14 protein-coding genes are annotated in these 22,290 nt (G+C 38.8%); 2 read left to right on the top strand and 12 right to left on the bottom strand.

Features of this window, described 5'->3' with window-relative positions; translation table 11 throughout:
• Positions 1-19: 19 nt before the first annotated feature.
• The 10 genes from BM146_RS06405 to BM146_RS06360 all read right to left on the bottom strand — a co-directional run bounded on the left by BM146_RS06405 (position 20) and on the right by BM146_RS06360 (position 15,158).
• Entirely contained in the window at positions 20-2,590 is a 2,571-nt protein-coding gene (locus BM146_RS06405) for an exo-rhamnogalacturonan lyase family protein (RefSeq protein ID WP_074886036.1), read from the bottom strand.
• A 73-nt stretch (positions 2,591-2,663) separates the two neighbouring features.
• The gene (locus BM146_RS06400) at positions 2,664-4,265 is read right to left on the bottom strand and encodes an extracellular solute-binding protein (RefSeq protein ID WP_074886033.1); all 1,602 of its coding nucleotides are present in this window, start codon (positions 4,263-4,265) and stop codon (positions 2,664-2,666) included.
• A gap of 213 nt (positions 4,266-4,478) precedes the next feature.
• The gene (locus BM146_RS06395; protein ID WP_083413429.1) at positions 4,479-5,396 is read right to left on the bottom strand and encodes a carbohydrate ABC transporter permease; all 918 of its coding nucleotides are present in this window, start codon (positions 5,394-5,396) and stop codon (positions 4,479-4,481) included.
• 12 nt (positions 5,397-5,408) lie between these two features.
• Positions 5,409-6,389 (bottom strand): ABC transporter permease, encoded by a 981-nt coding sequence (locus BM146_RS06390; protein ID WP_083413428.1) that lies wholly within the window; start codon positions 6,387-6,389, stop codon positions 5,409-5,411.
• Between the two features lie 209 nt (positions 6,390-6,598).
• A complete protein-coding gene (locus BM146_RS06385; protein WP_074886030.1) occupies positions 6,599-8,881 on the bottom strand; it encodes a helix-turn-helix transcriptional regulator in 2,283 nt (760 codons plus the stop codon).
• A gap of 124 nt (positions 8,882-9,005) precedes the next feature.
• On the bottom strand, positions 9,006-10,313 hold the full coding sequence (locus BM146_RS06380; protein WP_074886027.1) for an MFS transporter: 1,308 nt from the start codon (positions 10,311-10,313) through the stop codon (positions 9,006-9,008).
• Positions 10,314-10,341: 28 nt separating this feature from the next.
• On the bottom strand, positions 10,342-11,979 hold the full coding sequence (locus tag BM146_RS06375; protein WP_074886025.1) for a CoA transferase: 1,638 nt from the start codon (positions 11,977-11,979) through the stop codon (positions 10,342-10,344).
• A gap of 38 nt (positions 11,980-12,017) precedes the next feature.
• Positions 12,018-12,224, bottom strand: coding sequence for a hypothetical protein (locus tag BM146_RS06370; protein WP_074886021.1), 207 nt, complete (start codon positions 12,222-12,224; stop codon positions 12,018-12,020).
• A 102-nt stretch (positions 12,225-12,326) separates the two neighbouring features.
• A complete protein-coding gene (locus BM146_RS06365) occupies positions 12,327-14,114 on the bottom strand; it encodes a GDSL-type esterase/lipase family protein (protein WP_074886018.1) in 1,788 nt (595 codons plus the stop codon).
• Between the two features lie 174 nt (positions 14,115-14,288).
• Entirely contained in the window at positions 14,289-15,158 is an 870-nt protein-coding gene (locus tag BM146_RS06360; RefSeq protein ID WP_074886016.1) for a Uma2 family endonuclease, read from the bottom strand.
• A 278-nt stretch (positions 15,159-15,436) separates the two neighbouring features.
• On the opposite strand from BM146_RS06360, the gene BM146_RS06355 reads away from it, so the two are divergent.
• Positions 15,437-17,077: an ABC-F family ATP-binding cassette domain-containing protein gene (locus BM146_RS06355; protein ID WP_074886013.1), complete on the top strand. Its 1,641-nt coding sequence runs from the start codon at positions 15,437-15,439 to the stop codon at positions 17,075-17,077.
• 138 nt (positions 17,078-17,215) lie between these two features.
• Positions 17,216-18,091, top strand: a complete 876-nt coding sequence (locus tag BM146_RS06350) for a phosphoribosylaminoimidazolesuccinocarboxamide synthase (RefSeq protein WP_074886010.1) — start codon at positions 17,216-17,218, stop codon at positions 18,089-18,091.
• Positions 18,092-18,152: 61 nt separating this feature from the next.
• Here the strand turns inward: BM146_RS06350 and BM146_RS06345 are convergent, their stop codons facing one another.
• Complete coding sequence (locus tag BM146_RS06345; protein WP_143087436.1) at positions 18,153-19,877, bottom strand: hypothetical protein; 1,725 nt, start codon at positions 19,875-19,877, stop codon at positions 18,153-18,155.
• Positions 19,878-19,949: 72 nt separating this feature from the next.
• Positions 19,950-22,289: an ABC transporter permease gene (locus BM146_RS06340; RefSeq protein ID WP_074886004.1), complete on the bottom strand. Its 2,340-nt coding sequence runs from the start codon at positions 22,287-22,289 to the stop codon at positions 19,950-19,952.
• Position 22,290 lies beyond the last annotated feature (1 nt).

Here is a 22,290-nt window from a genome sequence, read left to right as displayed (position 1 = left end):
TCTTTTTCATTAATACCTCTTATATTTCCTTAGGCATCCACTTTCTTGCAAACTCCATAGCCACAATAGTATTGAGGCACCACTGAGCAGCAACATTAGTAGATATTCCGGTTATCTCCCTGAGCTTTTCCTGATTACCGGCATTCTCAACCACGATTTCCTTATAAGTATCATCGCCTGTTTCAGAGGAAATAGCATCCTTTAAGATTTGCCAAACCTTTTTACCAAGCTTTTCATCGTCATAATAGCTTGCAGCATAGGCAACAACACCAGCCGCCATAAATGGATAAGCAAACTGTCTCTGCCCTATTTTTCCATCTGTTAAGCGGTTCTGCTCAGCGTTATCAATGGTATAAAACCATCCATAATCAGCAAGCATCTTGTCCCACTCAGGGTCATCGAGTAGCTGAGTCATCTCAAGCCAGGTCTGCTCTGACCCCTGACAGATTGAAAGGTGGCTTCCTCCTGTTGCCCTGTCGCCAATATATCTCATATGTGAGGTTTCAGGATCATACTCAAAATCAGTGCCTGACATAAGCTTAAGCGGCGTCTGCTTAAGATCAGCAATTCCTGTCTTTATCTTTTCAAGATACTTTTCATCCTCATTCTGCTCCCACCAGGTCAGCCAGTCTGAACAAAAGCTGCTCCAATCAGGGCCTGTGCGGGCGTGAGTTGGATAAACCATATCTTTTTTGTCAAAAAAGAATCTAAGCGGGTCCGTTTCGCCTACGGCCACATCCGCGTCTTTTACCTCTTCAAAATAGTCCATTAGCCTGTAGTCACCTGTGAGGTAGTAATACATTCTATGGTGTCCTGCCATAGCTATTCTGGCTTCCTTGCATGGGCATCCCCAGTGGCGGACATTATGTCTTGAGCCAAGCCCCTTGTACTTTCCAAAGTGATAAACGTCAACCTCTGAACAATGCCTTGTCATGGCCTCGCAGATCTTAAACACATCACTTCGCCCTGTTCGAAGAAAATAGAACCACAGCCAAAAAGTCGGAACAAGCTCCGTATTCTGCCATGCATAGCCTCCCATGTCATAGCGCCATACATGCCTGTATGGATCGTAAGTGTGCATGAAATCGCCATAATCAAAGATTCCGTACCACTTGCGCTGCTCGATTTCGTTTTTGTAAAAATCAAACACCTTATCTATCTGCTGTTCAAAAAACTCTTCCGCCTTTGTTTTCCTCTCTTCAAGACTCCAGAATCCAAAAGCCCTAAGGGAATGAAGATATTCAGCCCCAGCATAGTAAAATGCCCTGTTTTGAACCCTGTCACAGAATTCATCAATCTCTTTATCTGCCGGAATCAGTTCATCAAAAAACCTTATACTGTATTCCGATGTATTGGCAATTCCATAAGCGCTGGCTCCATAAACATCAAATCCCTCATAATATGTCTGTGAATAGCCGGTATCCTCATAATGCCTAAAGTCATAGGCATCAGCCTGAGGAGGTATAAGCCAGATTGTAGCCCTTGCCATATCTTTCAAAACATCTTTAAATTCAATAGTTGATGGATACTTTTGCCAAAAATCCTTAAGTCCCACCATTATTCCGCCACATTCAGAACCAAAAGCAGCTACTCCCTTTGCTCTGTTTCCGTTAAGACAGTCTATATAGCACACATTTTCTTTATTTGTTCTTTTCCTTATGACAAAATGCTCTGAACTATCCTGAAAAAGATAATAATCATTCCATATAGGTATCTCTTTAGAAGCTTTAACGGCATCAATGTCTTCATCTTTGTTCTCTGTAAAGGACAATCTTTCTCCTGCAACCTGGGCCTTATAAATATCAGGATTAACCCTTGGATGCCAGCAAAGAAGCATTGCATTTTCTTCATTGAAACAGCCATTATCAGTAGCGAACTTTACATGCCTGTTGTACTGCTCCCCTTTTGCAGGTACATCAAAAGATATACCGACACCTTTAAGAAAATCTTTTGCTTCATCCCCATCATAGAAAAATGTATGGGTAAATCTAAATTCCGGACTATCCTTATAGATTTCCATAAATATAGAAAAAGGGATCCTACTGTCACATGGTGTTTTGTGAATTCCGCTAAACTTAACGACGCACCTTGTTATCCCGCATTCTTTTATCTCAGCTTTTTCAACAACTCCCTCGAAAGGAACTGTCTTTTTTGTATACTCATCCTCACGATTCTCAATTAAAACCTGCAGATATGCGCATTTTGCCAACATTTTCCCATCATAGCAAAGGTCACTAAAAAGGATGCTCCCTTCTTTGTTTACTGATAGCGATAACTTACCTGCTGTTATGTCAAAAGAGCTCTCGCTCTCTTTTACATTGCAAGTGTCCATAGCACCTTCTGCATCATCTTGATTCAAAACCGGAAGAACCTCAGCCACATCTCCAATTTTTCCTGTATCAACTACGTGAGCAGCCCACTTAACACTTCCATCAGGCCAAAAAGCTGTCACTCTCGACTGAAGTATTTCTTCTTTATCCCCGTATTTTATAGAAAAAGAAGCATTTCTTTTAACGCTTCCTCTCTCCCACATACTTCCAAATGTTGTATAACCCTTTGCAGCAGTCTCTGCCAATCTATGAACCTTCATACCCCATCCTCTTAAAATGAGCATGGGGACTTATGCCCCATGCTCTTTATTATTTTAGCAATAAAAATCTGTTTTACTGAATCTGTGCATTTACTTCGTCAATGATTGTTGCATAACCACGGCTTAAAACATCATCCCAAGCTGCCTTAAGGCCTGCCTCATCAATCTCACCACAGATGTACTGTGTACGTGCCTGTGAAATCTTGTCATCAAGATCCTTACCCATTGAAGCGTATGTTGTTGAGTTGATAAGGTATGGAAGTGCAGGATTGATAACTGCATACTTCTCAGCATCTGCCTTTACCTGATTTTCAAGATTCTGACGCTCTGTCTTTTCTTCGCCAAGTGTAGAATCGATGTTTGGAATATAAGCAACGAGCTGGTTAAGTCCTGCGTAATTTGCCTTAAGTGCATCATCACTTGAATCGAGACGAACAATGTTGCCGTTCTCATTGATCTCATAGTTTACTCCCTCAAGACCATAGCCTGTAAGGATAAGCATTTCCTCATCACACATTCTGTCAAGGAATGTAAGAGCAGCCTCTACCTTTTCAGGTGTATCGCAAGTTGAAGCTGAAAGTGTGAAATATCCGTTGTAACCTGATGTAGCCATTGTCTTGCCTTCAATGTTGCTAAGAAGGTTCATTGAAGCAAACTCTGAAGGATCAACAACTGATGGAATCTCGTTGTTTACAAAATAATCCCAAACTCTTCTTCCACCATCAAGAACGTCGATGTAAACACCATTTTCACCGTTCTTACATCCATCTGACCATGTATCTGTTGTACGTGATGCCCAGTCTGAAGGCATAAGTCCCTCTGAATAGAGCTTCTTGAACCAGTTAAGGGCTGTCATGTACTCTTCCTGCTGCCATACAGGAACAAGCTTACCATCAACTTCTGCCCATCCGTTGCCGCATCCAAACCATGTCTGCATGATATCGAAAGGACCTGTATAAGATGTCATTTCCATACCGATTGTATCGTTCTGACCATTTCCATCTGGATCTTCATATGTAAACTTGTAGAGCATGTTGTAAACATCATCAATTGTCTTAGGTTCTGAAAGGCCAAGCTTATCAGCCCAGTCCTTACGATATGACATACCATATCTTCCAAGTACACGAGCTCTGTAGATACCGATCTGCTTGCCGTCAACTGTAAGAGACTTAGCAACGTCTGCATTCTGCTTTGAAAGGTTTGGATACTTCTCTGTATCCTTAAGGTACTCTGTAAGATCAACAAAAGCCCCCTGCTTAGCTGCTGTAACAACTGTACCTGTAACTGCTCCGTTCCATGTCATTATCATTGGCATTGACTTAGGATCCTGCATAGCAAGTGTTGCCTTCTCTTCAAGTACATCATTCTGTACCCACTGAATATCAACATCAACACCTGTATGAGCCTCAAGCTCCTGCATGATCTGCTCTGCATAATCACCTGTGTTTGAAGCACCTGAGTTGAAATCAATTGTCATAAATGTAACTGTTGGATATTCAACCGGTGTCTCTGCTGCTGCCTCAGTAGTAGCTGTAGATGTTGTAGCATCTGCAGTCTGTGTGCTCTCAGTTGTTGTCTGAGAATCTGTTGTCTGTGTTGTAGCCTGTGAACCACAAGCTGCAATCCCCATTACCATGCTTACACTAAGTAATGTTGCAAGTAACTTCTTTTTCATTGTAATCCTCCTTAAGAAAGAAAATGTGTATCTGAATCTCACCATTTGAGAATTCATTCATTAACAGAAGTGCTAAGTTAACTGGCGACAAATAATATTTATGCATAAGCAATTTTGCCAGCATATAAAAACAAGGAACTTAAGCTCTCGCATGCTATGCATGCTCGCCTTAAGACGTTCGCACTAAACTCGGCAAAACCTCGTTAAGTGCTCTCAGCCCTTCACCGCACCCACCATTACACCTTTAGTAAAGAACTTTTGAACAAAGGGGTAAACGATCAAAATAGGGACTGTCGCAATAAGTGTTGTTGCCATTTTTACCGCCTTATCAGGTGGCGCACCATTTTGATCGTAGTAATCCATCATTACATCACTGATGGCACTGGCTTTTAATACAATATTACGAAGCATTATCTGAACCGTGTATTTTGTCGGTGTCTGAAGATAGATCATCGCATTGAAATAGTCATTCCAATAGCCTACTGCATAGAAAAGAGATATCGAAGCAAGTACAGGCTTAGAAAGAGGAAGTACAATCTTTAAAAATGTGAAGAACTCTCCTGCTCCGTCCATGTATGCTGCTTCCTCAAGTTCAAGTGGAAGCTCCTGGAAGAAATTCTTTATGATGATCATATTAAATGGGCTGATAGCTCCTATAAGGATAAGAGCCCAATATGAATCATACAGTCCGTAAGTTCTAAGTACCATGAAGGTAGGGATCATACCACCTGAGAAAAGCATTGTTACGATAACCATGTTAAGGAAGAAGTTTCTTCCTCTGAAATGCTTTTTGGAAAGTGGATATGCAAATGTGGTAGAAAGAGCCATATTTACAATTGTTCCCATAAATGTAAGGATCAATGAGTTTTTCAAGCCCATCAGGATATTTCCGTTATTAATTGAATATTTATATGCGTTTAGTGACCATACATGAGGGATGATAAAGAATGCTCTCTCTGTAAGTTCCCTGTCAGTCGCAAAAGAGCCGGCTGCAATATACAGGAATGGAAGAAGTGTTATAACGCCAACACAGCCCATAAGTGTATAGATGATCACATCTGTGATCCTATAGCCAAGGCTCATCTTTACTCCGCGCTTGTCACGCTTAATAGCCTTTGTATCTGAAGCCATTTTCTTCCTCCCTTAATATATTCCTGATTCACCAGCTTTTTTAGCTGTGTAGTTAGCACCAAGTACCATGATCATTCCGACAATAGACTTAAACATACCTGCTGCCGTTGAGAATGAATACTGTGCATTCTGGATACCTCTTGTATAAATGAAGGTATCAAACACTTCCGCAAATGCTACGTTAAGGTCGTTTCTCATAAGGAATATCTGCTCATAACCTGTATTCAAAATAGAACCAACTCTTAAGATAAGCATGATGATTACTGTACTCTTGATAGCAGGAAGTGTTATATTCCACATCATCTGCCATCTTCCGGCGCCGTCAACTCTGGCTGCCTCATACATTTCCTGATCAACCCCCGCAAGAGCTGCCAGATAAATGATCGTGCCATAACCTGTTTCTTTCCAGATATCCTGGCCAACTATCAGTCCCCAGAAGTATTTTCCACTTGTAAGAATAGGAATTGTCTCACCTGTCGTTGCCTTAACAAACATATTGATAAGACCATCGTTTGTGTTAAAGAGCTGATATGACAAGCTGGCTACAATAACCCATGAAACAAAGTGTGGAATGTAAATAAATGTCTGCACTGTTCTTTTATACCAGCTATGTCTTATCTCATTTAATAAAAGAGACAAGATGATTGGTGCCGGAAAATAAAGAACCAACTGCAATAACGAAATTCCAAGTGTATTTCTAAGAAGGATCAAAAAGTCCTCATTAGAAAAGAACTGCTTGAAATTATCGAAGCCTACCCAAGGGCTTCCCCAGATTCCCTGAAACGGCGAGTAATTCTTAAATGCAATTACCAAACCTCCCATGGGTACGTAACGGAACATTATAAAATATAATAGTCCCGGCAGCAGCATCAGATATAAAGCCTTATGATGCCACATGTAAGCGGGGAGACCACAGTCTTTACTATAGAAGACTTTTCCTTCAGTAGTAACGATCTTGCGGTAGCCCTTGCGCTTTTCACCGCTGTTACCCATAATTACCTCCTGATTTACTTTAGTAATAATGTCATCATTTCTTTATTGGCAGATGCGAACCATGTACAAATTATACGGACGTTTTTCAAATAACGTCTATAATCATTTTCTTGCATTGTAAAAAGCATCCAATTAAGGATGCTTTTTACAATGCTCTTTTGTGCATTTTGCATTATCAATAAATTGATTATTGTTGTTAAAGTGCCTATTTAAGCCTCTTTTAACGCCTGTCTGTATTTTCCGGGAGTAATTCCCTCCATTTTGTTAAAAAATCTGATGAAATTCTGAGAATTTGTATAGTTAAGCTTTTCCGCTATAGCCCCTACTGTCATATCTGTTTCAGATAAAAGCTTTTTAGCATATTTAATCTTATATTTATCAACATACTCAGTAAAGGTAAGATTCTTTTCCTCTTTAAGTATTCTCCAGATATAGCTTGTGTGATAACCAAGGCTCTCAGCACATTCATTCAAGGAGATATTACCCTCTTTATCCTCGACAAGCTTTTCAATTGCAGTCATTATATTGGCTGACTGACTGTCGAGCACGTTGTTCTGATGATAAATGACAGGATCTATCATATTGAACTTTATGTACTTTCTCACACGGTTGAGATCATTGTAATCAAGTATAACAGGATATATCTGCCTGAGCTCTTCTCTAAACACATTTGTACCAATTCCAGCAGTCTGAACTTCAAGAACAATCCCATTTACAAGCTGCAGCAAAACAGGTACACAGTTATCCCTGGAAACATCCATAGTAATGAGCTTCTCGAAAAGACCGTCAACTACTGAATATGCTTCCTCCTTGTCGCCTCTTCTGAGGGCCCTTCTAAGCTTTTCCTCTATATCACTGTCAAAAGATATCCGGTCCATGCCGGCACCCATGCGGTAATAACTAAGATAGCTTCCCATATCTATCTTTCCATAGTGAAGTGCCTGAACACTTTCCAGATATGCCTTATTTATTGAATATATATCCGAGTAATCACTACTGATTCCTATGCCTATATTTAACCCAAAAGTATTGTAGACATACTGTGTCATGAAATTGTAGTTTTTCTCAATCAGTTCTTTTTCAGTCCCTCTTCCGTCACAGCTGATAAAAACAACGATCGACCTCGCGTAATACACAGGAGGCAAAAACTCCTTCATGCCGCAATCTTCTGTTATTTTGTCAATGATCTGATTGCAGATACTCTTGTCCCTATCAGAGAACACCGGACTGTCATCATCCATTGATCTAAGCACAAAGGTAAGTATCCTGTAAAAAGAAGGAACTCTATTTGATAACGATAGTCTATACAAATACTGATCTATTTCAGTATTTGTTAGTTCATTTCTGTAAATCCTTGTAGCAAAAAGAGCTGTGGTATGGCTTATAAGTGAAGTGTTTTTACTATCAAGTTTTTTAACACTGTCAGTTAAGTACTGAAGTTCATCTTCCCCCGGGCGGAGCTTATAGTCACTTGACTTTTCTATTTCTCCAATAGCTGTCTGGATAGGCTTATAAATACTGTTAAACAGGATCGTTGCTCCAAAGAACAATAAAAGAACAATCAATACAAATGCGATCAGGTAATAAACATTTACAAACAGCTCAATTCTGTCAGAATAATTTGCCACATAAAGAGTAAGTCCTGCAATACTTGATGTTTTGGCACTAATAAATACTTTTTTACCATCATCATTTTTTGTGGAATAAATGGCATTTATATCTGTCTTTTCCATTTCTATCTGATTGGGAAACTCTTTATCAGTAGAAAAAATAAGCTTGCCATCCGCAGTATAAAGAGCTGCCTGCTGGTTTTCACCAAGCTGCTTTCTGATATCGCTTATGATCTGCGACATATCAATGTTTATCACTTCAAGGGCATATGGTGTAACTTCAGAAAATGGAACAAAGAGCACCAGGTCAAGCCCATATAAAGGTACGGTAGTTCTGTACTCCTTGCTGTATTTATCCGGCTCTGCCCCATCAATGTAGACCCACAGATTCTTTGTATAAGTCTCCTTATATGCATCGTAGAGTTCAGTCAGCTCATCTAGATTTTTAACTTCATTGATGTCATACTTTCCTTTTGTGCCAAGGACAGTATCAGTCTTGAAATTCACAAGAGAATAATTTGCCACATAGTCTGTTACAATGTTGCCGCCATCCAGAATATCCCCTGCATCAGTTATGGAGCTGACTTTAGAGTAATCAACATCATTCTCAACTACATAGCGGAGTTTTGTATTATTCTCAGATGCAAGATAATACTTATGGACTGTGATAAGGCTGTTTTCAATACTGTTTAGCATATTCTCTGCATCTTTTACCAGCTCTGCTTTTCTAAGATCCCTGTTTCTGTCTATGTAGCTCTTAATAAAAATAGTGCCGAAAGAAACCACTGCCACTATCAAAAACAGCGTAATTCCAATCAGCACTTTGTATTTATAAGCAATCCTTCTAAGCGGAAGCTCAGAAAACTTCTTAAATTTAAACATATAATACCCCAATCCCCAAATAAGCGTCATGCAGTATTATAACATGGTTATAGTTAACAAAAAATGGTAAAAACAACACAAATACTTTACATACTTTTTCAGCACATAAATCTATTTTATCCTGTTAATCATCCACATCAAAATTCTCAAGTATACTTTCTTTTTTAGCCGGCTTCACATCTCCATGTTTTACCATAATCATGGTACAAAATGCCAGACAAGAAAAGACAACTGCATAAGGAAAAAGTGTTCTGTAAGAAACATATTCCAAGAGCATTCCTGAAAGAATAGGTGTAAACACCTGCGCTGCCATGGAAAATGTATAATATGTTCCGGTATATTTACCTATATCTCCTGACTTGCTCATCTCTACAACCATAGGATAAGAGTTTACATTTATGGCTGCCCAGCCGATTCCTATAAGTGCAAAAAAGATATTTATGGAGTTTGTATAGTGAGGCAAAAAAGCTGCAACCAGGTAGCAGATCGTCATAATAACGACACCTCCCAGAATTGTCTTTTTTCTGCCTATCTTACTGGATATTATTCCAATAGGAATGTAGCTAAGTACAGCCGCAACTGTTGCAATGAGAAGTGTTGTAGCATAGCTTCCGTCTTTAAGATTCCAAACTTCCTCAACATATCTGGTATAAGCTGTTGTCACTGCATTGTAAGCCATATACCAGAAAGCCACTGATAAAAGGAGGAAGCTAAGGCTCCTGAACACTTCCTTTGGAAGCTTATCTGTAGCCTCATTTTCTTTTATTTCTTTTTCAATCTTTTCGCCAAGAGAGCCAAGACCGCCCTCTTTTTCTATCTGCTTTTTTATTGATCTTTCTTTTATGGTAAGCACCAGAATCATGATGGATACCGCCATGAGGACCACTATGCTCACCATCAGTGGAGTGTAATTGGTATCTGCCGCATTATTTGCGGCTTTTACCAAAAGTATTGTCATAACAAGAGTAAATACTCCGCCCAAAGCACCCATGAGATTGATTATGGCATTTCCTGCACTTCTGACAGGGGCCGGAGTAAGGTCAGGCATAAGCGAAACTGCCGGCGATCTGTAAATTCCCATCGATATAAGCAGCAGAAGCAGTATCACGATAAAGAAAACCAGATTACCGCTTGGTCTTGCAACCTGAATAAGAATTGTCAAAAAAGTGATTGCCATGACAGTTCCTATAAAAATGTAGGGAATTCTTTTTCCAAATCTTGTATCTGTCTTATCAGACAAAGCTCCAAAAAAAGGAAGCATAAAAAGTGCAAATACATTATCAAGCGCCATGATCGCGCCTGTTGCTGTCTCACCAAGATTAAAATTGTATTTTAATATCTTGGGTATCTCATTATCATAAAACTGCCAAAATGCACATATTGATAAAAAAGCAAAACCAATAAGTATAGTTCTTTTATAATTAAGTTTCATCCCCAATTCCCCCGGAAAATACATTACTTCATGACTTTTTTCTGAATCCTATCTTTCCATCATTAAAATACATATTATTAGGTCTGTATGTATTCTCTTCTTTTCCTATATTGGTTGCCGGAGTTGTAAAATAAACATTTCCGACTGCCGTATCAGGAACCTTCGTAAAGACATCGTTCCAGAGAGGAAGCCTTGAATTGTGCACAATAGAACTCTTTTCCGTGTGAAAAGTAACTCTTCCTTCAAGCTTTTCCCAGAGATCTGTACATTCATGAAGCCAATAGCCACCTCTGGTAAGTGAGCCGGTAACTGTATAGCTTCCGCCTTCTGTAAGTTGAAGTTTAAGAGCCTTTAGAATTCCTGCGCAAAGAATCATTCCGGGGATATAGTCAAGAGGAACCCCGTTTAAATTAACAGGCTTTTTAAGTGAACCGTTTCTGACACTAAGTCCTGTTATATCTTCAGCACACGGTGCCCATCCCGGCCTTTCATTCCAAACTGTATCTGAGAAACAGCGTAGGCTTCCATAAATCACATTTGGATTTAGCTTATGAATATCCTCTTCTGACAAACCAAATTTATCAAGTGCGCCTACCTGGTATGAGCACACAACTACATCAGCCTCTTTCACAAGTTTTTTTGCCTTTTCAAGCTGCTTTGGATTATTGAAGTCAAGCTGAATACTTCGCTTTCCGGCCCATCCGTCAAGTTCCAGCATTGCCTGTTCCTGTTCTACATATTTACCTCTTCTTACCATAAGAACGTCTGCCCCTGCTTCTGCAAGAAGCCTTGTGCATGCAGGTCCTGCAATAATATGAGTAAGGTCCAGAACTTTAATTCCTGAAAGCGGTCCTATATTTTTATCAAACTTTCCAAATTTCTTTTTAGGTTCATCGTTTACTTTTTTAAGTCTGAAAAGAGGCATCTCACATACAGCCTTGCCCACTTCGCTCTCTTCCCACTCCTGTCTTGTACGAAGCATGCATCCGCAAGCGCCATTTTCAAAGGTCTTCTCTTCCAAATCCTGCGCATTCCACTGTCTAACAGCTTTTGCAGTTGTTATTTTATCGAACGGAAGGGAACTTAATACAAACTTTTCCGGTTCTTTGGTTATTCCCAAAGTCTCCATCATTATCTTTTTCTGAGACTCATAGTAGACATGAGCAGAGAATTTCCTTCCGTCCTTTGTTTTATACTTATAAAAAGAGCCATTCAGAGCATTGTCCACACGGACAGCCGAATCACATCTTGCTTTTATAAAATCATTATTTCCATCGTATGCGCTCATGTAAAGACGCACTACCTGAAGACCTGCCATGTCTACATCACACATAACAGGCTGATTTTCTTTTATATTATTTCTGATATTTCCTATTTCCTGAACAAGCACCGAATCCAGTGCAAGAATAGCTGCCGCAGGACCTGTCTGTAAGACCTTTTCGTCTTCATACAGGCGCTTTACAGCCTTTTTTCTGAGTGATAAAAGAACAAGCTTAAGAAGGCCAGGAAATGGGTTGTGCCCATATACTGACTTTTCTATCTGCTTCTTCCTTCCATCGGATAGATTAAAAATAACCGGAGTATCTACCTTTAAATCAAGCTTCTCCAGAAGATCGTCATAACATGCGACCGCCTGAAGAGCTTTTTTACCCATTACATCCCCCATAGCATTCTCCTCGTAGTTTTAATTTCTTTATTCAGTTTTTAGCTTAACTTTTTTAGAATATCCGCAGCATTTTCGCTCCCATGTTTTGCTGCGTATGAAGCCCATTTTTTAGCTTTCACAAGATTCTTTTTTCCTTCAAGACTTCCTGTAAAATAAGCCATAGCTATCTCCTCAGCCGCTTCGATACTGCCCTTCCCTGCCTTATCGATGAGATCAAGGAGTTTTTGTTTCTTTTGAATATCCATCTAAAACCTCAATATCAAAATTATATTTCAGATATGAGTATACCACGATATCCCAAAACATGCATTTACCAGCAGGCTATACCTGGGCAAATGCTACATTTTTTAGTGAACCGGATGAATATCCAGTCCTGAAGGCAAATCACTCTCTATACCACCTGCTATATCCATAAAATGGGACAGCACGGTATAAACTTCTGCTCTTGAAATGTTAGCCCCCTTTGCTACTTCATACCTTTCTTTTTCTGACATACACTTTACCGTACCAAAGCTTTGTTTATATTCTTTATCTCCTATCAACTTAATTTCTTCAGCTTTTTTCAGACATTCCGCCAATGACAGTTTCTTTCTTTTTTCTATATCTTTTTCTAAAAATCTCACAAGAAAACTGATAAATTCATCATACTTAAGGGGATCATCCGGTCTAAACATAAGCTTACCTGTATCTTTATTTTCTCCTATTGTTACATCATCTATAAGTTCTTCATCAATAAGTGCCTGAACATATCCGGCATCCCAGTCATATTCATTTATATCTGCAAACCTATTTTCATAGGGACGTTTTCCTGCCATTCTGAACGCCTTGAACATAACCATGAGAAGCTGCGCTCTCGGCATAACGGCATGGGGATGAAGATACATTACGCAAGGGTCTAATAGTCCGTAATTATATGCTTTTTTAACTCCATCACTATCTGGAATATCTGTTATATCAACATATGGAGGTTCAATACTGAAAATATCAAGTCCGGGTAGCTCTTTAGGCAGATTTTTTTCGATATTTTCTATTTTATATTCTTTATAAGAAGCCTCTTCCAAAGTTTTCCAGTCAAAAAGGTCTGTTAAGCTTTCAGAATAGTCACTTGAAATAGAATTTGAAGATATTTTCCGATAGATTTCCATGACAAAAAAGTCTGCGACAAGCATCGCACCGTACTCATTGGTATGTGTAATATCACCGGGAATAAAATAATCTTTTGCATTTTCTCCAAATTCCTGCCATTTTTCAAATGTGAAATCATGAAGATCAATAAATGGAATATTCAGCTCCTTGGCTGCTTCAAGGCATGCATCTCTATATGGTTTTAAAAGAGAAAAATCAGAATTGCGGCTTATGGGTGAACAGATTACAGGCTTTGCACCAAGTTCTCTTACTTCACATGCATACCTTTTCAGATTTTCTTTATAGCCTTCAAAAGCCTTTAGATTTCTTCTCTTCTGGTCATTGTGTCCAAACTGTATGATAAAAAAATCTCCCTTTTTTATCATCTCTTTTGCTATATCAAAATGTCCATCATCCCTAAAACAATTGGTTGTCATTCCTGAATGAGCCAGATTGCAGACGGTAGCTTTATCCATATATCTTAAAAGAGTCTGCGCCCATCCGGCGCAGCTTCCATATGGATAATAAGGTATCCCGGCATTCTGATCAGTAAGCGTAGAGTCACCGGCTACCCAGATAACAGGCACTTCCTCTTTAACCACCTTTATATCGCAAAGCTCAACAATATCAGCATGAGTAAAGCTTACATATATAGTCTTGTCATCATACCTTTTTGCTGATAACGCCGGAATATATGGAGTAACGGCAATGTAAAAGCTCTTTTTATACTTTTCGCCCTTGGCAAGGTTTATTCCCCGGGAAACCATATTCCTTCTGCCTGCAAAAAGTGACATATCCCTGATATTATCTTTTGCCATAAATTCTAAGTCTACTCTGTAAGTTCCAAACTCAGAAACAGTAACTTTTTTTATGGCAATGGCTCTCTTACAGTTGTCGCACTTATAGCCTTCTTTCAATCTCCTATTTGTCCATCCACCGTTATTAAGGGCTTTCCAGGTGTCAGTATCCTTAATATTCATATCCAATACATTTTCAGTTTCTCTACTCATAATCTGCAGCTATCTTATCCTTTCAAAAGGTAAAGAACTATAGCAAAATACCTTTAATTCCGCTATTGTTCCTGATATATGTGTTAATGCCACACAAATATACTACTTTTTCTCTGACAGAATATAAACTAAATTAACTAACATTGTTGTGCATTTTCGCCCATTTTTAGAAGTTTACTCTCCAAACTCATCTATGGATGCTGCTATCTCGTCCAGACTGATTTTCAATTTTCCGTCATATATAGCCACCGGTGCCTCACCCTTTAAAGGCATCATAACAGGCATAAAGTCCTCTTCCATAAAGTTATAGATGATCAGCATACGTTTGTGAGGATCAACTATCCAATACTCCCTTACCCCGGCTTCACTATATTTTGTAAGTTTAATTGTCATATCTTTTTTTCTGGTGGACTTAGAAAGTATTTCAACCAAAAAATCAGGGGCACCATATATTCCAAATCCTTTTATCTTTTCCCTGTCACATATTACCAAAACATCCGGCTGTACCATGGTCTTTTCGTCACAATCAATCTGAACATCCACAGGAGCAGAAAAAGCTTTGCATTTGCCTTTATTCTTTTTAATATAGTCTGCAATTGCTGAATGTATCACATATGATATATCCTGATGAACAACCCTGGGAGCAGACATATCGTAAAAAACGCCGTCGATGAGTTCAACCCTCTGTTCATCAGGAAGAGCATAATAATCATCAAGCGTAAATTCGCCCTGTCTTTTACTAGGATTACCATATTTAATTCCATCGGGATTTCCAAACACAGGCTCCTCTTCCCTTAAAATATTGCCATGATCATCACCGGTAGAATAACCGCTTTTCCCATATTCAAAGGCCTTGCCCTGAAACTGCTCTTCAGCTCCTCCAAGAACCTTTTCTATAGCATTAAGAGTTGCAATTCTTGGTGACTTGGTTTTTCCCGAAAAAATTTTCTGAAGAGTTATTGCCGGAACTCCCGTATACTCTGAAAGTTGTGCATAACTATATCCTCTTTTTTCCTTAATTTCTCTCATCTGCTTTATTGTCATGTAAGTGCCCTCCATTAGTCTCATACGTGTATCATGAATACAAAAAGAAATTATTACGCTGCGTTTTTGTATACTTTAATATACTTTTATATATAATTATATCTTTTAATATCCTTGTAGTCAATATAGAATCTGCTATGCTTTTTTCGCAATATTGTCACCAAGCGGATGCTTGATGTTCATTCATTATTTTTCGATTGCATTTTATAGTAGATTCTCATATAATACGAACTGTTGCAAAGGTATATTTTTGTTTTTTTAGAAAGGCTATTTTGTAAATGATAAGTGCAAATAACGTAACACTCAGAGTAGGTAAAAAAGCTCTTTTTGAAGATGTTAATATTAAATTCACACCGGGCAACTGCTACGGAATCATCGGAGCAAATGGTGCAGGTAAGTCAACATTTCTCAAGATCTTGTCAGGTCAGATAGAAACAACAAACGGTGACGTTGTTATTTCTGATGGCGAGCGTCTCTCATTCCTTGAACAGGACCACTTCAAGTACGATGAAAATGTTGTTCTTGATACAGTAATTGCAGGAAATGCTCGTCTTTTCGAGATCAAGAATGAAAAAGATGCAATCTATGCCAAGGAAGACTTCACAGATGAAGATGGTATCAGAGCAAGTGAGCTTGAGGCTGAGTTCGCAGAACTCAACGGATGGGAAGCTGAATCTGATGCAGAAAGCCTTCTTAACGGACTTGGAATTGAGTCAGAATTCCACTACAAGCTTATGAAAGAGCTTGATGGTGCCCAGAAGGTCAAGGTTCTTCTTGCAAGAGCGCTTTTTGGTAATCCTGATATTCTACTTCTGGACGAGCCTACCAACCACTTGGATCTTGATGCTATTGCATGGCTTGAAGAGTTCCTTATCAATTTTGAGAATACTGTCATTGTTGTATCCCATGACCGTTACTTCCTCAATAAGGTTTGTACTTACATCGCTGATATAGATTATGGCAAGATTCAGCTTTATGCCGGTAACTACGATTTCTGGTATGAGTCATCACAGCTCATGATCCGCCAGATGAAAGAAGCTAACAAAAAGAAGGAAGAACAAATCAAGGAACTTAAAGAGTTCATCGCCCGCTTCTCTGCTAATGCAAGTAAGAGTAAACAGGCTACATCGAGAAAGAAGGCTCTTGAAAAGATTGAACTTGATACTATCAAGCCTTCAAGCAGAAAATATCCTTACATTGATTTCAGACCAAACAGAGAGATTGGTAACGAAGTTCTTACTGTAGATGGCCTCTCCAAGACAATCAACGGAGAAAAAGTTCTCGACAATATTTCTTTTGTGATCCAGAGAGACGATAAGGTTGCTTTTGTAGGTGGTAACGAGCTTGCAAAGACTACTCTCTTCCAGATTCTTACAGGAGAACTTGAACCTGATGCAGGAACTTATAAATGGGGTGTAACAACATCTCAGGCTTACTTCCCTAAGGACAATACGAAAGAATTTGACAACGACTACACCATTACAGAATGGCTTACAGGTTATTCAGAGATAAAAGATGCTACTTACGTAAGAGGCTTCCTTGGAAGAATGCTCTTTGCCGGTGAAGACGGAGTTAAAAAAGTTAAAGTCCTTTCCGGAGGAGAAAAAGTAAGATGTCTCCTCTCCAAAATGATGATAAGCGGTGCCAACTGTCTTATCTTTGATGAACCAACCAACCACCTTGATATGGAATCGATTTCCGCTCTTAATGACGGAATGATCAAGTTCCCGGGTGTTGAGCTTTTTGCCTGCCGTGACCACCAGGTTGTACAGACAACAGCTAACAGAATCATGGAGATTCTTCCTGATGGATCTCTTATTGATAAACGTTCTACTTATGACGAGTACCTTGAAAATGATGAAATGGCAAGAAAGCGTACAGTATATAATACTGCCGCTGACGAAGATGAGGATGACTGATTACCATCCCAAAAGCTGTAGCTAAATTAACTAAGCTTTTACTACAGTTCCTAAACCATTCAATATATAACCACGTAATTATCAGGATCAAAGATCCTGATATAAATACACTTAAGTGTTTTAAGGAGGAGCTTTATTATGCAGCAGTTTACCCCAGTAAAAGAAGGAAAAGTACGTGAAATCTACGACATAGGTGAAAACCTTATAATGGTAGCAACAGACAGAATTTCCGCATTTGACGTAATCTTAAAAAACAAAGTCGAGAAAAAAGGTACTGTTCTCACCCAGATGTCACGTTTTTGGTTTGATTACACCAAGGATATTGTAAGAAACCACATGATCAGCGTAGATAACAATGATATGCCTGAATTCTTCAATGCTCCAGGATTTAAAGGAAACAGCATGCTTTGCAAAAAGCTCACTATGATCCCTGTTGAATGTATTGTACGTGGTTATATCACAGGTAGTGGCTGGGTATCATACAAGGAAAACGGAACTGTTTGCGGAATCAAACTTCCGGAAGGATTAAAGGAATGCGGCAAGCTTCCTGAACCAATCTACACACCAAGCACAAAGGCTGAAATTGGTGATCACGATGAAAATATCGATTTTGAAAGAAGCATCGAAGTACTTGAAAAAGAATTCCCTGGACACGGCAGAGAATATGCTACCAAGATCAGAGATTACACAATAGCTCTTTACAAAAAATGCGCTGACTACGCTCTCACTCGCGGCATCATAATTGCCGATACAAAGTTTGAGTTTGGTATCGATGAAAATGGTGAAGTTGTTCTCGCCGATGAAATGCTCACTCCTGACAGCTCAAGATTCTGGCCAGTTGAAGGTTATGAAGAAGGTCATGATCAGCCTTCATTTGATAAGCAGTTCGTTCGTAACTACTTAAAGGCTAATCCTGATTGCGATTACAATCTTCCTTCTGACGTAATCGACAAGACAATTGCAAAGTATCTTGAAGCTTACAAACTCCTTACAGGCAAAGACCTCGAGGCATAAAAAATATTTGCAGATAGTAGAAATCCCACAGGCTCTAACGAACCTGTGGGATTTTTCATTGTTAATCTTCAACCATCACAAACTGTCCAAATACTGAAACATAATCTCTGTCTCTGATATCTGTAAATGATATGATACCCGGATAATAATAATGATCCGTTGTAAGTCTTTGACATTTCCTTGAGATTTCTTCCTGCTCTCCTTCTTTTGAAATTGCAATTAGTATGTTTTTATCATGTTGTATATAAACCTTTTGGGTGTCACTGTCCCAATACATTTTATTTATATATCTTTCCTCATCCGTGTCTGAGATTATAGCTGTCTCTCCATTCTCATCAATGCTGCAAAGAACGGGCTTTCCTGCCTGAATATAAAAGCACCAGATAATTGATGCATCATCATTTATTTCAACTTTATCTATGTTTACATCACCTAGTATTTTTTTGCTTTCAAGTTTTCCCAAAGTATCACGTTCATATCTTATAAGCTCTTTATCATTTTCAACAATATAGACATCTTTATCTGAATGCCTTGCATGAAATGCGATACTATGATAGTTATTCCCAAGCTTCGTAAGGGTATAGTCAGCCTCTATCAGATATACATCATTCTCGCTGTCTTGTATCACACCGCCTTCAAAAGTATCGGTATCATATATAACAACATCATTTTCTCCTGAAGTGCCGCATCCTTTATCAACATCCATAGCAATCTTGTAAAATTCAGCACAGTCCAATGCCTTAGGCTCATCCATTCCCGCCTTATAGTAATAATTTACGTCAGAATCTTTGTATATCGCTTCTGTACAATCTCTGTTAAACAGAAAGTATCCCATATGTTTAGGAGTTAAAAGTGTTTCCTTTCCGTCATGCCAGACATACTCCATAGTATGATATTCTTCATCATAAACCTCATAATAAACAGTAGTACCATCATCAGATATTGCCATTACATCATCCACATCTGAGCATATAAGTTTAGCCTCCATATCTGTTCCTGCTATATAAAGCTCCTTAGAATAGTCTTCTGTATACTTTAAATAGGCAATCTTAGTTCCATCCGGCGACAAAGCAAGGCTGTAATATACATCATCATCTATTAAATATTCTTTATTAGACCTGATATTTATGAGGCTAAGTCCATAGTTGTAATCAATCCTGAAAACAACAAACATGTACTCTCCATTAAAGGAAATTCCTGTCCAAAGTGCATTCGTTTTCATCGGAATAGTCTGAAGATCTTTATTAACGTATAAGGCATTGCCCCTTCCATCTACAAGTGCGCCAGCCGAGTGATCTTTGTTATATGAAAAGGTACTGTAAATATAATCATCGTCCTCGCCATACAGCCCATCTATACTGCTGCCAGCATCGTTGTATATGACGCCCTCAACCTCTAAGATCTTGGTTGGATCAGCTTTATAAACAGCATTACCTGTTGATGCTACAGATGATGGTTCACCTTCTGTATTTTCTGATGTATTTTCGCCTATGATACCTAGTACGACCATGATCGCCGTAAGAATTCCCATTCCCACAAAAAGCGCTTTTCCTGTTAACTGTCCCTGCTTCTTAGTACTATTATTTTTCTTCTTGCCTGATCTTGCATTCTTATCAGTATATGCAGATTTTTTTGGCTCCGATCCATTTTTAGCTAGTTCTTTTACCGGTTCATCTATATGAACATCTACATTTTCATAATCAATCTCTTCTAAAACAGGAGCCCCGCAAACACTGCAGTGCCCATCGATAGGCATGATCTCGCTCCCACAACAACTACATTTCATAAAAAATGCTCCATCCTCTCGTATAAAAAAATACAACTAATTATACAAGGCTTTGGAGCATTTTTACACCCTTTATTCAACACCCTTTAAGGCTTCGACCATATTTATATCTTTTACCTTTGAAGAAATAAGCCCATTTACAATAAGCGATAGCAAAAATGTAACGACAAATGCAACTATAGCAGGTATAGGACTTAGCTTAATGATAAAATCAGAATCCGCATCAAGCTGGCCCATCAAAAATCCCAGAGTTCGGTAGCCAATGACTATTCCTAAAATCGTGCCAATTCCTGTTACTGTAATGTTCTGTTGTTGCAAAATCCAACGTATTTTATTTGTTGAAAATCCAAGAACTTTAAGTGTTGCAATTTCTCTTGCCTTTTCTATAAAGGACATAACTCCCAGATTATACATAACTACTACGCCGATTATCACGGCAACCACCATCATATATATAACTTCAACATCCACTCGGGCTGAATTTGCTCTAAGAGACTCTATATAAGCATCTTTTGAAAAAACGCTGACAACTTCTTCTCTGGTATTTACATATGACTCAGGAACAGTAACATTAGTATAAATAGTATTTGGCAAAAACTTTAGATTAAGGCTCTCATAGTACCCTCTTGTCATTGATATTCCTTGAGATCCAGGCGTCTTGTAAAGAGTTACAACACGCCCCTCATAGTCGTTTTTCTGTCCCGGCACCTTGAATCTGACAAAATCTCCAACTTTAACCTCAAGCCTTTCTGCGGCTTTTGCACTTATGGCAATACCATTCCCTGGCAAACTAATGTATTCTCCTTGCTCATTCTGAAATCTAAATAAATTCCCTTCATCAAGAACAGTGATGTCTAAAAGCTGGAATCCATCACCATTTCCATATATTTCTGTCTGCATGCTCATGGCCATTTGGCCGTTGTACCTGTGCGCATAGTCAGTAACCGTCTCGTAATCTGTGTCTGACGAAAATCCAATGGTATATAGCGCCGGTGTAAGCTCGTTGTACTCCCAGCTTTCAGTTCTTTTCCAAAGTTCATTAGCACCAAATGCAGTAAGCGTCAGCTGTGAACATAAAGTTATTCCTATTATTGCTGCAAGTGTCCTGAGACGATTTCTGTTAATATCTCTTATATTCCATCTGGTAGCAAAGCTAAGCTTTTTCCATATTCTGCTTTTTTCCAAAAGACCTGCTCCTGTGGCAGAGGGAGCTTCAGATCTAAGTATCGTCGATGCCTGCTGGGAAAGAAGCTTCTTGCAGGAAAAGTAATCAGTAACAGCCGCCATTACTGAAATGATCACTATCATCAGCACTATTCTGTAAGAGACATCCATATCAAACTTGGGAAGCGAATAATAATCAAGCATTGAAACATGGATATACTTCCCAAGAGTCCACCAGCCTGCTGCCGCTCCAAGAATTGACCCCATAACGGAAATTAGAACAGGATATGACATATAGTGAACATAGATGGCCATCTGACCAAATCCAATGGCTTTTAATGTACCAATAACAGTTCTTTGTTTGGTAACAAGTCGTGTCATTGTAGTCATGATTCCCAAAAGAGCTATCAAAATAAAAAGGGCCGGAAAAATCGTCTCCAATGTATTATTTGACTCCAGGTCCCCCTTTATAGCGTCAAATCCCGATTGATTCTGCTTATACACAAACTCAACACCGGAAATACTTAAATTATCCCTGATAGATTCCCTTAGCCCTGAAAGCAGAGCCTTATCTGTGTCGTCTAAATCAAACTGATTGTTGACATCTTTTGCATCAATAACTATTCTGTCATATAAAAGATTCTCGCCCGGATATTCATTATCAGCTAAATATGCATATCCATAGGCTCCTATATCCGGCTCCGTATAAGTCTCATCAATCAAAAAATACATATATTCAGGATTTAATATAATTCCTTTTACAGTCTCATAAAACTCAACTCCGTCCAAATTCAGATCAAGTACATCTCCAACTGCTATCCCCTGTCTTTTGGCAAAATCATTATCAATCCAGATTCCTGTGCTTCCTCTTTCAAAAGGAGTGCCATCACAAAGTACCATTTTAGAGATTTCATTTTCTTCAATGAAGTTAAATTCAAGCTTTTTTTCGGTTCCAAAGAGCCTTATCTTTCCAATCTTCGTACTTCTAAGTTCAGCATTTTTTACCCCATCTATCTTTTTTATTCTGATAAGATCTTCTGATGTAAAACCACTTAAGGAAGTGATATACATATCAAGAAAGTTAGTGTCTTTGTAGTATCTATCGACATATTTTTCTATTGCTGACGTGTCAGAGTCAAAAGCTTGCATCACAAACATGCTCAGAAAGCACATTATAAAAATCGCTGCAAACTGAACAAAATTCTGTCTTATGTCCCTTAATAGCTTTTTTCTAAGATTTTTACTCATA

This window comes from Butyrivibrio proteoclasticus (assembly GCF_900115735.1).
GTDB lineage: Bacteria > Bacillota > Clostridia > Lachnospirales > Lachnospiraceae > Butyrivibrio > Butyrivibrio proteoclasticus_B.
This window is presented reverse-complemented; position numbering and strand designations above follow the sequence as displayed.

Excerpts from the sequence above, each read along its gene's own strand:
- BM146_RS06365 (WP_074886018.1), bottom strand. The coding sequence starts at position 14,114 with ATGAGTAGAGAAACTGAAAATGTATTGGATATGAATATTAAGGATACT.
- BM146_RS06390 (WP_083413428.1), bottom strand. The coding sequence starts at position 6,389 with ATGGGTAACAGCGGTGAAAAGCGCAAGGGCTACCGCAAGATCGTTACT.
- BM146_RS06375 (WP_074886025.1), bottom strand. The coding sequence starts at position 11,979 with ATGGGGGATGTAATGGGTAAAAAAGCTCTTCAGGCGGTCGCATGTTAT.
- BM146_RS06405 (WP_074886036.1), bottom strand. The coding sequence starts at position 2,590 with ATGAAGGTTCATAGATTGGCAGAGACTGCTGCAAAGGGTTATACAACA.
- BM146_RS06340 (WP_074886004.1), bottom strand. The coding sequence starts at position 22,289 with ATGAGTAAAAATCTTAGAAAAAAGCTATTAAGGGACATAAGACAGAAT.
- BM146_RS06385 (WP_074886030.1), bottom strand. The coding sequence starts at position 8,881 with ATGTTTAAATTTAAGAAGTTTTCTGAGCTTCCGCTTAGAAGGATTGCT.
- BM146_RS06400 (WP_074886033.1), bottom strand. The coding sequence starts at position 4,265 with ATGAAAAAGAAGTTACTTGCAACATTACTTAGTGTAAGCATGGTAATG.
- BM146_RS06370 (WP_074886021.1), bottom strand. The coding sequence starts at position 12,224 with ATGGATATTCAAAAGAAACAAAAACTCCTTGATCTCATCGATAAGGCA.
- BM146_RS06345 (WP_143087436.1), bottom strand. The coding sequence starts at position 19,877 with ATGAAATGTAGTTGTTGTGGGAGCGAGATCATGCCTATCGATGGGCAC.
- BM146_RS06395 (WP_083413429.1), bottom strand. The coding sequence starts at position 5,396 with ATGGCTTCAGATACAAAGGCTATTAAGCGTGACAAGCGCGGAGTAAAG.
- BM146_RS06380 (WP_074886027.1), bottom strand. The coding sequence starts at position 10,313 with ATGAAACTTAATTATAAAAGAACTATACTTATTGGTTTTGCTTTTTTA.
- BM146_RS06360 (WP_074886016.1), bottom strand. The coding sequence starts at position 15,158 with ATGACAATAAAGCAGATGAGAGAAATTAAGGAAAAAAGAGGATATAGT.
- BM146_RS06350 (WP_074886010.1), top strand. The coding sequence starts at position 17,216 with ATGCAGCAGTTTACCCCAGTAAAAGAAGGAAAAGTACGTGAAATCTAC.
- BM146_RS06355 (WP_074886013.1), top strand. The coding sequence starts at position 15,437 with ATGATAAGTGCAAATAACGTAACACTCAGAGTAGGTAAAAAAGCTCTT.